General features: G+C 65.8%; 11 protein-coding genes. 3 read left to right on the top strand and 8 right to left on the bottom strand.

Features of this window, described 5'->3' with window-relative positions:
- The first annotated feature begins 143 nt into the window (after positions 1-143).
- Positions 144-2135 carry a glycoside hydrolase family 15 protein gene (locus tag CH291_RS19635; RefSeq protein ID WP_373454812.1) on the top strand — a complete coding sequence of 664 codons (1992 nt, stop codon included), beginning with the start codon at positions 144-146 and terminating at the stop codon, positions 2133-2135.
- Positions 2136-2145: 10 nt separating this feature from the next.
- On the opposite strand, the gene CH291_RS19630 is transcribed toward CH291_RS19635, so the two are convergent.
- Together CH291_RS19630 and lepA are read right to left on the bottom strand one after the other, a co-directional pair.
- Entirely contained in the window at positions 2146-3153 is a 1008-nt protein-coding gene (locus CH291_RS19630) for a nitronate monooxygenase (RefSeq protein ID WP_094688408.1), read from the bottom strand.
- Positions 3154-3279: 126 nt separating this feature from the next.
- On the bottom strand, positions 3280-5127 hold the full coding sequence (lepA, locus tag CH291_RS19625; RefSeq protein WP_045194648.1) for a translation elongation factor 4: 1848 nt from the start codon (positions 5125-5127) through the stop codon (positions 3280-3282).
- A 150-nt stretch (positions 5128-5277) separates the two neighbouring features.
- On the opposite strand from lepA, the gene CH291_RS19620 reads away from it, so the two are divergent.
- A complete protein-coding gene (locus tag CH291_RS19620; RefSeq protein ID WP_094688549.1) occupies positions 5278-5847 on the top strand; it encodes a type II toxin-antitoxin system PemK/MazF family toxin in 570 nt (189 codons plus the stop codon).
- Between the two features lie 48 nt (positions 5848-5895).
- On the opposite strand, the gene CH291_RS19615 is transcribed toward CH291_RS19620, so the two are convergent.
- Genes CH291_RS19615 through CH291_RS19605 form a run of 3 tightly spaced genes read right to left on the bottom strand, consistent with a single transcriptional unit; the run spans position 5896 to position 9272 of the window.
- Positions 5896-6726 (bottom strand): transglutaminase family protein, encoded by an 831-nt coding sequence (locus CH291_RS19615; protein WP_094671346.1) that lies wholly within the window; start codon positions 6724-6726, stop codon positions 5896-5898.
- A gap of 8 nt (positions 6727-6734) precedes the next feature.
- Complete coding sequence (locus tag CH291_RS19610) at positions 6735-7709, bottom strand: alpha-E domain-containing protein (RefSeq protein WP_068052387.1); 975 nt, start codon at positions 7707-7709, stop codon at positions 6735-6737.
- Positions 7710-9272: a circularly permuted type 2 ATP-grasp protein gene (locus tag CH291_RS19605; protein WP_256980930.1), complete on the bottom strand. Its 1563-nt coding sequence runs from the start codon at positions 9270-9272 to the stop codon at positions 7710-7712.
- A 355-nt stretch (positions 9273-9627) separates the two neighbouring features.
- Between CH291_RS19605 and rpsT the strand changes: the two genes are divergently transcribed.
- Positions 9628-9888 (top strand): 30S ribosomal protein S20, encoded by a 261-nt coding sequence (gene rpsT / locus CH291_RS19600; RefSeq protein ID WP_027497522.1) that lies wholly within the window; start codon positions 9628-9630, stop codon positions 9886-9888.
- Positions 9889-9962: 74 nt separating this feature from the next.
- Here the strand turns inward: rpsT and holA are convergent, their stop codons facing one another.
- From holA to CH291_RS19585, 3 genes are read right to left on the bottom strand one after another with little or no spacing between them, the layout of a single operon-like run.
- Complete coding sequence (gene holA, locus CH291_RS19595; protein WP_094688547.1) at positions 9963-10931, bottom strand: DNA polymerase III subunit delta; 969 nt, start codon at positions 10929-10931, stop codon at positions 9963-9965.
- Positions 10932-10987: 56 nt separating this feature from the next.
- Positions 10988-12580 carry a ComEC/Rec2 family competence protein gene (locus CH291_RS19590; protein ID WP_094688407.1) on the bottom strand — a complete coding sequence of 531 codons (1593 nt, stop codon included), beginning with the start codon at positions 12578-12580 and terminating at the stop codon, positions 10988-10990.
- A complete protein-coding gene (locus CH291_RS19585) occupies positions 12577-13443 on the bottom strand; it encodes a helix-hairpin-helix domain-containing protein (RefSeq protein ID WP_094688406.1) in 867 nt (288 codons plus the stop codon). Before CH291_RS19585 ends, CH291_RS19590 begins: the two co-directional genes overlap by 4 nt.
- Positions 13444-13476 lie beyond the last annotated feature (33 nt).

The following is a 13476-nucleotide window of genomic DNA, read 5'->3' as shown; positions in this document are numbered from 1 at the left end:
GCAGCTTAAACCAGCTCGTTCCGCTCTCACGCCACGCCGATCGACGACCAGCAGTGGACGCATGCCATCTATCGGTCGATGATTACGCCATGACGGCATACGAAGATCTTTCGCCAGTGCCCCCGGTGGCCGACGAGCCCGCCATGGGGTCGGGGCATCCAGGTTTGGGCGGGGTCGAGGTCCAGGGAGCGTTGGGCAGCACCGACGCACCGGTGTCCACCCTGACGTCCTACCGGAGCGCCTTTCCGCCGATCGACGACTATGCGTTCCTCTCGGACTGCGAGACGACCTGCTTGATCGCTCGAAACGGATCGGTCGAGTGGATGTGCGTGCCTCGGCCGGACTCCCCCAGCATCTTCGGCGCGGTTCTCGATCGCAGCGCAGGCCATTTCCGTGTCGGGCCGTACGGTCAATCGGTCCCCGCGGCACGGCGGTATCTGCCCGGTGGCCTGATCGTCGAGACGACGTGGCAGACCGAGACCGGTTGGCTCATCGTCCGCGACGCACTCGTCATGGGACCGTGGCACAACACCGATCAACGCTCTCGCACTCACAAGCGCGCACCGAGCGACTGGGACGCCGAACACATCCTGCTGCGCACCATCAAGTGCGTCAGCGGCACAGTCGAACTCGAGATGAGCTGCGAGCCCGCCTTCGACTACCACCGCGCGCCGGCGAAGTGGGAGTACACCGGCAAGGTGTACGAGGAGACCACCGCCACCTGCGAAGCCAGTGCGGGCGGCGATCAGCCCACATTGAAGCTGACCACCAATCTCCGCATCGGCATCGAAGGACGTGAAGCCCGCGCCCGCACTCGAATGACGGAGGGCGACAACGTGTTCGTCGCTCTGTCGTGGTCGGATCTGCCTGCGCCGCAGACGTTCGAGGAGGCCGCGGACAAGATGTGGCGCACGTCCGAATGCTGGCGGCAGTGGATCACGATCGGCCGATTCCCCGATCACCCGTGGCGGGGCTACCTGCAGCGCAGTGCCCTGACGCTCAAGGGACTGACCTACGCCCCCACCGGTGCGCTGCTGGCGGCGTCGACCACCTCGCTTCCGGAAACACCGGGTGGAGAACGGAACTGGGACTACCGCTACACGTGGGTACGCGACTCGACGTTCGCACTGTGGGGCCTCTACACACTCGGACTCGACCGGGAGGCCAACGACTTCTTCGCGTTCATGTCCGATGTGGCGACAACGGCGAACGGCGAGGTCAATCCGCTCCAGGTCATGTACGGCATCGGCGGCGAGAAGACACTCGACGAGAGCGAGTTGCCGCACCTGTCCGGATACGACGGCGCACGTCCGGTACGTATCGGCAACGGAGCCTACGACCAAGAGCAGCACGACATCTGGGGCACGATGCTCGACTCGGTGTATCTGCACGTCAAGTCGCGCGAGCACGTCCCCGAATTCCTGTGGCCCCTGCTCAAGCGACAGGTGGAGGAGGCGATCGCCAACTGGCGCAAGCCCGATCGCGGCATCTGGGAGGTGCGCGGTGAACCGCAGCACTTCACCTCCTCGAAGCTCATGTGCTGGGTCGCACTCGACCGCGGGGCCAAGCTCGCCGACATCCACGGCGAGAAGGAGTATTCGGCCAAGTGGAACGAAATCGCCGACGAGATCAAGGCGGACATTCTCGAGAACGGCACCGATTCTCGGGGTGTCCTCACTCAGCGCTACGGTGACCCGTCGCTGGATGCGTCACTGCTGCTCGCACCGCTGCTTCGATTCCTGCCTGCCGAGGACGAACGCATCCGCGCGACAGTGCTCGCCATTGCCGACGAGCTGACCGAGGACGGCCTGGTCCTGCGCTACCGAACCGACACCACCGACGACGGTCTGGCGGGTGAGGAAGGTACGTTCACGATCTGCTCCTTCTGGCTCGTGTCGGCGCTGGTCGAGATCGGTGAGCTCCCTCGCGCCAAGCACCTCTGCGAGCGTCTGTTGGGGTACGCGAGCCCACTCAAGCTCTACGCCGAGGAGATCGACCACCGCACCGGCCGTCACCTCGGTAACTTCCCGCAGGCATTCACCCACCTCGCACTCATCAACGCGGTGGTGCACGTCATCCGCGCCGAGGAAGCTCAGGTGGCAGGGCACTTCCAGCCCGCCCACTCCAACCCCTGAGAGGGAGGGCTCAGCGGCCGAGTTGCCTCGCCCATTCGGCGATCAGCTCGGCCGCGGGCTTCGCCTGTGCCCGGCGATGACCGGTGCCGGCCCACATCGACAGTCCCGACGGGTCTCCCGCCGCTGCGGCCTTCGCGCGCATCGGCGCCGTCAAGTAGTGCAGATCGGGGTACGCCAGCGGTGCGACATCGGAGTTCTCGCGCATGAACTCGTTCACCAGACCCCGCGCAGGGCGGCCGGAGAATGCCCTGGTCACCGCAGTGTCGGGAGCAAGCGTCAGTTGCTCACGGTGTACGGGTTTGGTGCCGGCCTCGGGTGTGTTCAACAACGCCGTACCTAGCTGAGCCGCGTGCGCAAGACCCGAATCGAGCAGTGGCGCAATGTCGTTGCCGTCCATCAGTCCCCCCGCGGCGATTCGCGGTAGGTCGGATGTCTCGCGCACTGCGAGCAGCTGTTCGGTCAGTGGTTCGTCCGGGGCCGACCCGTCGAACGTGCCTCGGTGCCCGCCCGCTTCGGGTCCCTGCACCACGAGCGCGTCCACCCCGTTCGCGGTGGCCACCGATGCGTCCGACGCGGTGGCGACGGTGGCCCACACCTCGGTCCCCACGGCGTGCAACTGGGCGACTTCATCCGCGTCGAACGTCGCGAACGTACTCGACACCAGCGGTACCGGGTGTGCCAGCAGCCAGGCGAACTTCTCGGCGTAGAAGTCGTCCCGGCGCACCAACTCTCCCGGCTCCGCATCGAAACGCTCGAACCAGGACGTCAGGTGCTCGGCATAGGACGCCACATCCGCACCCGATGGCTCCTCCGGCAGAAAGAGATTGACACCGAACAGCAGATCGCGCACCGAATCGATCTGCGCCGCAAAGGCTTCGGGTGTCAACAGCGCACCGGCGATCATGCCCAGCCCACCTGCCTCCGACACCGCACGGGCGAGTTCGGGAGTACTCGGGCCGCCTGCCATCGGCGCACCGACAACGGGAACACGCAGCTGCTTCAGAATCGGCGTCGTCACAGGTTCGAAATGTACTCGCCCGCCATGCGCGGCTGGATGTGGTGGGGACCGCGCGCCCTCACTGACAACTGCGCGCCCCGGCTCCGATGTGAGCAGGGGCGTGCAGTCGACAGAAAGGGTGTGAGGTTACTTCTTGGGCTTGTCCGACGAGGATTCCGACGACAACGCGGCGACAAAGGCTTCCTGTGGCACCTCGACGCGGCCGATCGTCTTCATCCGCTTCTTGCCCTCTTTCTGCTTCTCGAGCAGCTTGCGCTTACGGCTGATGTCGCCGCCGTAGCACTTGGCCAGCACGTCCTTGCGGATCGCGCGGATGTTCTCGCGGGCGATGATGCGAGATCCGATGGCGGCCTGGATCGGCACCTCGAACTGCTGGCGCGGGATCAGTTCCTTGAGCTTGGTCGTCATCTTGTTGCCGTAGGCCGCAGCAGCGTCCTTGTGCACGATCGCCGAGAACGCATCGACGGCCTCACCCTGCAGCAGGATGTCGACCTTGACCAGCGCACCGCTCTGCTCGCCGATCTCCTCGTAGTCGAGGCTGGCGTATCCGCGTGTTCGGGACTTCAGGATGTCGAAGAAGTCGAAGATGATCTCGGCCATGGGAATGGTGTACCGCAGCTCGACGCGGGTCTCGGACAGATAGTCCATGCCCCCGAGTTCTCCGCGTCGTCCCTGGCACAGTTCCATGATGGAACCGATGAATTCGCTCGGCGAGATGATGGTGCACTTGACCATCGGCTCGAACACTTCGCGCGCTTTGCCCTCGGGCCAGTACGACGGGTTGGTCACGATGTGCTCGGCACCGTCTTCCATCTCGACGCGGTAGACCACGTTCGGCGACGTCGAGATCAGGTCCAGGTTGAACTCTCGCTCGAGCCGCTCGCGGGTGATCTCCATGTGCAGCAGACCGAGGAAGCCGCAGCGAAAACCGAAGCCGAGAGCCACCGACGTCTCCGGCTCGTACGTCAGTGCCGCGTCGTTGAGCTGCAGCTTCTCGAGAGCGTCACGCAGGTCGGGGTAATCCGAACCGTCGAGCGGATAGAGGCCCGAGTACACCATCGGACGGGGCTCGCGGTAACCGGTGAGCGGCTCGGTCGCACCCTTGCGGAAGGTGGTGACGGTATCGCCGACCTTCGACTGGCGGACGTCCTTCACGCCGGTGATGAGGTACCCCACTTCGCCGACGCCCAGGCCCTTGGTCGCCTTCGGATCGGGTGAGACGATCCCGACCTCGAGCAGCTCGTGCGTCGAGCCGGTCGACATCATCGTGACCTTCTCGCGCGGATTCAGCGCACCGTCGACCACGCGAACGTAGGTGACGACGCCGCGGTAGGTGTCGTAGACCGAGTCGAAGATCATCGCGCGGGCAGGCCCGTCCGGGTTGCCGACCGGGGCCGGAACCAGCTTGACGACCTCGTTGAGAAGTTCCTCGACGCCCACACCCGTCTTACCGGACACGCGGAGCACGTCGTCGGCCTCGCACCCGATGATGTGGGCGATCTCGGCGGCGTAGCGGTCCGGGTCGGCGGCGGGCAGGTCGATCTTGTTCAGCACCGGGATGATGGTGAGCTCTTTGTCGAGAGCGAGGTAGAGGTTCGCGAGCGTCTGCGCCTCGATGCCCTGCGCGGCGTCGACGAGCAGCACTGCACCTTCGCAGGCCTCGAGGGCGCGCGATACCTCGTAGGTGAAGTCGACGTGGCCGGGCGTGTCGATGAGGTGCAGCACGAATTCCTCGCCGTCGACGACCCACGGGAGCCGGACGTTCTGCGCCTTGATGGTGATGCCACGCTCGCGCTCGATATCCATCCGGTCCAGGTACTGAGCGCGCATCGACCGGTCGTCGACGACGCCCGTGAGCTGCAACATCCGGTCGGCCAGCGTCGACTTGCCGTGGTCGATGTGGGCGATGATGCAGAAGTTCCTGATCCTGGACGGATCGGTGAACGTCGTGTCGGCGAAGCTGGGCACTCGTATCCTTCGGCTGGCGTGTTCGAAATGAGCGAACGGGTTTCCCTATCGTCCCACGCCGAGAACGGTGCGCCGTCCCCGGCTGTCCGACTCGGGTGTTCTCGTCGCCGCGGTTCGGGCGATGAGCAGCAGAGTCTGCATCGCTACACTCGCCGCATGGCTGGCAACTGGAGCAGATTCGGCAAGGAACTGAGCAAGATCGCGATGCGCGAGGGTCCCCGACTGCTGCGTCAATTACAGAAGTCCGGAGCCCTGCAGAAGGGCAAGGACGCGATCAGCGGGACGGCCACACGCACGTCTGCTCCGACTCCTCGTCCGGGGCGACCGGTGGCGTCGCAGACAAGGCCCACGGCGCAACGCGCCCGCAGCATCGAGTACTCCCCCGACCTGGACGGCAAGGCCGACCCCGGCGAAATCGTCTGGACCTGGGTCACCTACGAGGAGGACGCCAGCCAGGGCAAGGACCGCCCGGTGTTGGTCATCGGCCGCGAGGGCAACGATCTGCTCGGCCTGATGTTGTCGAGTCAGAGCAGCCGCGACGGAGACCGTGACTGGCAGTCGATCGGGTCCGGTCCGTGGGACGCCGAAGGCCGACCGAGCTGGATTCGTCTGGATCGAGTGCTCGACGTGCCCGAGGACGGCATCCGACGCGAGGGTGCGATTCTGAGCAAGCCCCAATTCGATTCCGTCGCACAGAGATTGCGCCGCGACTTCGGCTGGAACTGATGGGTGCGCGTTGTGCGCCCACGAACGGGCGCACAACGCGTACCAGGCTCACGCCAACCGGGTGATCTCCACGACCACGTCGAGGGCCGTCGAACCGCCGCCGGAGAAGATGCCCTTGAGCGGCGGCACGTCGGCGTAGTCGCGGCCGAGTCCGACCGACACGTGCTGCTCGTTGACGGCGATGGCGTTGGTCGGGTCGTAGCCCCACCACGCACCGGTCCAGGCCTCGATCCACGCGTGGCTCTGACCCTCCACCGTCGCACCGATCGCGGCCTGTTTCTTGGGATGCAGGTAACCCGAGACGTACCGGCTGGGGATACCGATGCTGCGCAGCATCAGCAGCGTCAGGTGGGCGTAGTCCTGACAGACGCCCTTCTTTTCCGACCACGCTTCCACGGCCGAGGTGTGCACGCCGGTGGTTCCCGGCACGTAGGACATCTCCTGGTTGACCCAGTTGGAGATCTCCACCACCGATTCCTGTGGCGGTAGGCCCTTCGACAGCTTCTTCGCCACCGATGCGAGTTGCCTGTTCTTCGGCACGTATTCGGTGTTGTCGAGGACCTCGTTGAAACGGTCGATGACCGGCTCGCTCGCGAGTTCCTCCCAGGAGGCGTTCTCGTCCGGGTAGACGAAGGGATCGGTCTCGACCACCGACGATCCGGTGACCTCCAGCTCGGTGTGCGGTGCGTGCAGATCGAACGCCGTCACCGCTGTGCCCCAGTAGTCGGTGTAGCGGTAGGAACGCGTCACCGGGTTGGTCTCGACTCGGTTCAGAATCACGTTCTGCCGATTGTCACTTCGCGGCGTCAACCGAGCCTCGTTGTACGACGACGTCACCGGTGCGTCGTACTGATAGCCCGTGGTGTGCACGACACGCATACGCCAGCTCACAGTTCACCTTCCAATTGATCTTCGAATGTTCCGGAGCCGGCATCGGTCCACGCGACCCACGGGGCGGCGTGGAAATACTGCTTGGAGATCGCATCACCGAGTTCACGGCAGGTTTCCTGCAGCGAGAGCAAGCGCTCCTGCAGATCGTCGAGAATTTCACCGGGACGGAGGAATTCGAGTTCGCTACGAGCGCGACCGAGTAGGCGCTGAGCCTCGGCGCGCGCACCGACTCGACTGTTGGGCTGATGGTCGAGCTGATCGAGCGAACGTTCTGCCTCGTTGAGTGCGTAGAACACCGATCGCGGAAAGAGCCTGTCCAACAACATGAATTCGAGAACTCGCTGCGCGTCGAGCGCGCCGCGGTAGGTGCGCAGGTAGGTGTCGTGTGCACCGGCGGAGCGAAGCACGGTGACCCACGCCGGCGACGACGGCCGGTCACCGGCTCGCGAGAGCAACAACCGCACGATCATGTCGATGCGCTCGACCGAGCGACCGAGCAGGAGGAAGCGATAGCCGTCGTCGTGACTGAGGGTGGAGTCCGCGAGACCGGCGAACATCGCGGCGCGCTCCTCGATGTAGCTGAAGAACTCGGCTGGGCCGGTGCGCTTGGACGCCTTGATGCGCTCGTTGAGCCCGTTGTACGTGGTGTTCAAGCATTCCCACATCTCACTGGACGTCACTTCACGCGCACCACGGGCGTTCTCACGGGCACTCGACAGCGAGTCCACGATCGAACCCAATCCGTCGCGGCTGAAGGCGACGACCTCGGTCAGCGACCACACGTCGAGCGAGACATCGGGCTCGTGCTTGAACCCGAGTACTCGCAACAACACGCGCGAAGTGTGGTCGGGATCGACCGTGGCGTCTTCGAGTAGCTGGTGGACGGTGACGTCGAGAATGCGGGCAGTGTCGTCCGCTCTCTCCACGTACCGTCCGATCCAGTAGAGCGACTCTGCGTTGCGCGCGAGCATTTACTGTCCACCGCCGTTCGAGTCCGAGTTCGTTGCCTGCTGTTGTTGCTGCTGTTGCTGCTGTTGCTGCTGATTCATCTGCTGGTCCATCGTCAGCTCCGGGCCCTGTTCGGCCATCGGTGACTCCGGCGGAACGCTGACGATCTCCTCGCCGGCCAGTTCCTGCTCCTCCTGAGAGGTTCGGGTGGCGAGCACCCAGGTGTCCTTGCTGCCACCGCCCTGGCTGGAGTTGACCACCAGGGATCCCTCCGGCAGCGCGACCCGGGTCAGGCCGCCCGGCAACACCCAGACGTCGTCGCCGTCGTTGACGGCGAACGGCCGCAGGTCGACGTGGCGGGGTACCAATCGGTCACCGATCTTGGTCGGCACCGTCGAGAGCTGCACGACGGGTTGGGCGATCCAACCGCGCGGATCTGCGCGAACCTTCTTGCTGATGGTGGCGAGTTCCTTCGGCGAGGCGTCGGGTCCGAAGACGATGCCGTAGCCGCCCGAACCTTCCACCGGCTTGATGACCAGTTCGTCGATGCGGTCGAGGACTTCCTCGCACTCGTCGTCGAGCCAGCACCGGAACGTGTCGACGTTGGCCAGCAACGGCTTCTCGCCCATGTAGTAATCGATGATCGTCGGAACATAGGTGTAGACGAGCTTGTCGTCGCCGACGCCGTTTCCGACGGCACTCGAGATGACGACGTTGCCAGCGCGGGCGGCATTGACCAGACCTGCCACTCCCAGCACCGAGTCGGGCCGGAACTGCATGGGGTCGAGGTAGTCGTCGTCGATACGCCGATAGATGACGTCGACCTGACGCTCCCCCTCGGTGGTGCGCATGTAGACGATGTTGTCTCGGCAGAACAGGTCACGTCCCTCGACGAGCTCGACGCCCATCAGTCGCGCGAGCAGCGAGTGCTCGAAGTACGCCGAGTTGGCCACGCCGGGAGTGAGAACCACCACGGTCGGATCGGCCTCGTTGAGGGCGGCCGATGCGCGCAGTGCCCGCAGCAGGTGCGAGGCGTAATCGCCGACGGCGCGGACTCGATGGCTGGCGAACAGGTCGGGGAACACCCGGGCCATCGTGCGCCGGTTCTCCATGACGTAGGACACGCCAGACGGAGACCGCAAGTTGTCCTCGAGCACTCGGAAGGTGCCCTGGGCGTCACGAACCAGGTCGATGCCGGCGACGTGGATGCGCACACCGTTGGGCGGTGTGATGCCGACCGCTTCGCGGTGGAAGTGCTCGCAGGAGGTCACCAGCCGCTTCGGTACCACGCCGTCGCGCAGGATTTCCTGGTCGCCGTAGATGTCGGCCAGGAACATCTCGAGGGCTTTGACGCGCTGCTTGATGCCGCGCTCGAGTCGTGACCATTCACCTGCGGCGATGACGCGGGGAACCTGGTCGAGCGGGAACGGGCGTTCCTGGCCCGACAGGGAGAACGTGATGCCCTGGTCGATGAAGGCGCGTCCCAGCGCGTCGGATCTCGCGTCCAGGTCCACTGCGTTCGCCGGGGCGAGTGCGGTGTGGATGCCCTTGTACGGAGTTCGGGTGCGCCCGTCCGCGTCGAACATCTCGTCGAAGGCGAGACTGTACTTACCGACGTCGGAGTATCCCCCGAACACCCCGTCGAGCTCGGGTTCGACGCGATCCGCTGTCTTGGTTCTGGTCGCTTTGGCCTTGGTGGCGGCATGCGTTGCCGATCGCGGACTCATTCTGGCCATGTTGCTACAGAGACAGGAGTTAGGCGCGGTAGAAGCGTTAATTTCTTGAAACGCATCGTCACCCCACTCCGGATTGGGTTCTGGCCGACCGTACTGGTATTCTCGATCTTCGGCGCAGGGCTCCAACGCTCAGCAGCAGACTTCGGGCATTCCAGCATGGATCGCCCTGACCGGAATACCGACGAAGACGACAAGGATTTTACGCGTGGCCAATATCAAGTCCCAGAAGAAGCGGATTCTCACCAACGAGCGTGCACGCCTGCGCAACCAGTCGGTGAAGTCCTCGCTTCGTACCGTCATCCGCTCGTTCCGCGAGGCACAGGCTGCGGGCGACAAGGACAAGGCTTCCGAGATTCTTCTCGATGCAGGCCGCAAGCTCGACAAGGCCGCCAGCAAGGGCGTCATCCACAAGAACCAGGCCGCCAACAAGAAGTCGGCACTGGCTCTCGCAGTCAACAAGCTCTGATCCATCACTGAGCTCGATCGAGCCCGCCGCATCCGACCAGGATGCAGCGGGCTTTTTCGTGCTCTCTGCCGACGCTACCCACCCAGTGATGCGACCTCGGCCACCGCTTTCTCCACCGCGTAGTCCGCGTCCGCTGCTTGACCTTTGACGTCTGCATTGAGCTGCGCCACCACGCGCAGCGCCCGGGCGATGGATCGACCGTTCCAGCCGCGCGCCTGACCCTGCGCCTTCTTGATCTTCCACGGCGGCATCCCCAGCTCCCCTGCCATTCGGAACGGGTCGCCGCGACCCGCCGAACCCACCAGCGCAATGGTGCGGACGGCATCGGCCAACGCGTCGGCGAGCAGCACGTGCGCCACGCCCCGGTGCATCGCCCAGCGCAGAGCCTCCAGAGCGCCGGCTCGGTCACCGATCACCGCTTTGTCCGCGACGTCGAATCCGGAGACCTCGGCCTTGCCGGAGTAGTACCGACGCACCGCGGCGAGGTCGACCTTGCCCCCGGTATCGGAGACCAACTGCGAACAGGCCGAAGCCAATTCGCGAAGTTCGTTGCCGACGGACTCGACCACCGCCTCGATCACGTCGCCGCTCACCCGGACATCGGCGGTACGGAACTCTCCGCGCACGAAGTCGATGCGTTCGGCGGGCTTGGTGAGCTTGGCGCACTCGTGCACCTGTGCGCCGCATTTCTGCAGCGCTCCGACCATCGCCTTGGCCCGGCCGCCGCCGGAGTGCATGACCACCACCACAGCACCCTCGGGCGGATCGGTAGCCGCGTCGAGTACCAGCGCGGCGGCGTCCTTGCCTGCCTCGGCGGCGGCCTCGAGCACGAGAACACGGTCCTCGGCGAACAGCGAGGGACTGAGCAGTTCGGCGAGCTCCGGAGCGCTGGCATCGCCGGTGCGCAACCGCGTGACCGGCAGGTCCTCCCCCGGTATCGCAGCACTCGCACGCACCTGAGCCACGATCGCGGCCACCGCGCGATCCATCAGAAGTTCCTCGTCGCCGAGAACCAGATGCAGAGGAGCCACACTCGAAGTCACGACCATGATCGTGCCATGCGCGGCCGACACACTCGGCATCCGCTTCGTCCGAGCGATCACCACAGAACGTGTGCCGTCCACATCGCCAAGGCCGTTATCGCCACCGCCGCGGCCAGCCAACGAAACACGGTCAAACGCAACGCCGTCAGCACCGCGACCGTCGAGAACGCCGCCAGTGCTGCACCCTCGACGCCGTCGGGGACGACGATGCCCGCGCCCGGCACCGACGCGGCCCGCTCCGCCACCGTGATCAACCACCACAGCGGAGCGGACGCCAGCTGCGCGACCAGTTCCGCCAGCGAGCCGCTGACGGCAGCGATCACCGCTGTGACGATCCCCACCACCGTGATCGGAGCGACGACAGGTGCCACCAACACATTCGCCGCCACTCCCACCACGCTGAACGTTCCGGCCATGGCCGCAACCACCGGTGCCGTCACCGCGTGCGCCGCCGCGGCTACGGCCACCACCTCCGCTGCCGCTCTGGGCCAGCCGCGCGCCCGAAGCCAATCGACCCAGATCGGCGCGACGAGCACGAGCCCTGCGGTGGCGAACACCGACAGCACGAATCCGACATCCACCGCCAATCTCGGCCACCACGCGAGCAAACCCAACACGGCTCCGCACAGCGCCGGTACCGCCTGCCGTCGTCTGCCGGTGACGAGGGCCAGCAGGCCGATCGACCCCATGATTGCGGCACGCAACACACTCGGCGACGGCCTGGCCACGATCACGAACGCAACGAGCACGACGAACGCCACCGCGACCGTCGCACGGGGCCCGATTCCGATACCCCGCAACACCAACAGAACCGCGCCGATCACGATGGAAAAATTTGCGCCGGACACAGCCGTCAAATGCGTCAGGCCTGCCGCCCGGAAGTTCTCGGCCACCGTCTCGTCCAGCCGCGAGACGTCTCCGACCACGAGCCCGGGTAACAGACCTGCACGATCCGGTGGCATCGAATTCTGCGCTACCGCTGCCAGATTCGACCGGAACGTGCCCGCGGTAGCGGAGATCGCCCCGGGCTCGGTCACTGTGACGGGTGCACCCGACGTGCGGATGACGGCCACACTCATGTCCGGTCTGATCGGCACGCCGAGCCGGCCCCGCACGGTGACCTCCTGGCCCGGCAGCAGTGCCGACCAACTCGACTCCGGGGCGATGATCGACACCCGCCCACCGACGTACAGAGCCTCACCGCCGACGTCCACGCGAGTCATCTCGGCGTTCACCATCACCATCGAGGGCCCCGCCGACAACAGCCGGCGTGGGTCCTCCTCCAACCGCACCGACGCGGTGACCCACGCTCGGTTCTCCGCCGCCGCAGCGACAGGATGTTCGGCCAACGAACTCACCTGAAGCCAGATCGCTCCCCCGAAGCACAGCGCCAGCCCGATCACCGCGGCCGCACCGAACCGACTCGAACCAGGCAAGGCGCGCCGAATCGACAACCGGTGCAGGGATACTGCGACGAGCAGCACCACCGCAACCGCCGACGCGGTAGCAGCGAGAGCAGCACCCGGGCCTCCGAGAATTCCGATCGCGGTGATCGACCAGCACACCGCAGCGGCCGGGACCAGTCGCACATCGAATGGCTGACGATCCTCGGTCTGCTCCGCACCGGTCGACGCGGTATCGGTGTTCATCCGACGTGCACCAGGTCTCGGATCTTCGCCAGTCGGCCGGGCCCGATCCCGTCCACCTCGGACAGCTGATCCACGGTTGCGAAGCGGCCGTTGGTCTCTCGCCAACCGACGATCGAAGTCGCGGTGACCGGCCCGACCCCGGGCAACGCGTCCAGCTCTGCGACGGTCGCGGCATTGAGGTCCACCGTCCCGCCGGGCGTGGAACCTCCGCCACCGACCGGTGCGCCGCTACTACAGTCTGCCGGTGTGCCGATCCCGGAAGTCGTACTGCTGACCGGTGGAGGGGCATCCGGCGGCACTGCTCCGACGACGATCTGATCACCGTCGGCGACTCGCGCGGCCATGTTCAGCGCCAGCAGGTCGGCACCCTCCACTGAGCCGCCTGCCGCAGCCAGCGCGTCGGCGACTCGCGAACCCGGTTGCAGCCGAACCAATCCGGGGCTCGTCACGAGCCCGACGACGCTCACCACGAGTTCGGCGTCGGCGCTCGGCTCTGGATCGACAACGTCGTCGGCATCAGCCGTGCCGGGCGCGACCACGGCAAGCGGCGGCGCAGGTGCCGGAGTCGGTGCGTCTCGAAGCACCGCGAATCCCGCCACCAGCACGACGAACACCCCGGCCGCCGCCATCGCCACTGCCCCCGGTTTCCCGGGGTCGACGCGGGCGGATCGCCATCGCGACGGCAGCAAGGCCGACCACGGGGTGCCTGATCGTTCCGCTTGCGGCAGCAGCCAATCCGGGTCGGTAGATCCGGCGTCGGGTCGCGGATCCTCGGGCGCGACGCGATCGCGGTCGGAATCGTGTTGTCTGCGCACGGAGTTCAATCGCGCCACCGTGTGTGCCCGATCGTCGTTGCCGCCCATGCTCGAGGACGCTAGTGCCCGCGATCGGTTCAC

The sequence above is a fragment of the Rhodococcus sp. 14-1411-2a genome (genome assembly GCF_002259485.1).
In the GTDB taxonomy this organism is placed as follows: domain Bacteria; phylum Actinomycetota; class Actinomycetes; order Mycobacteriales; family Mycobacteriaceae; genus Rhodococcoides.
Note: the sequence above shows the minus strand (reverse complement) of the source record. Positions and strands in the feature narration are given on the sequence as shown.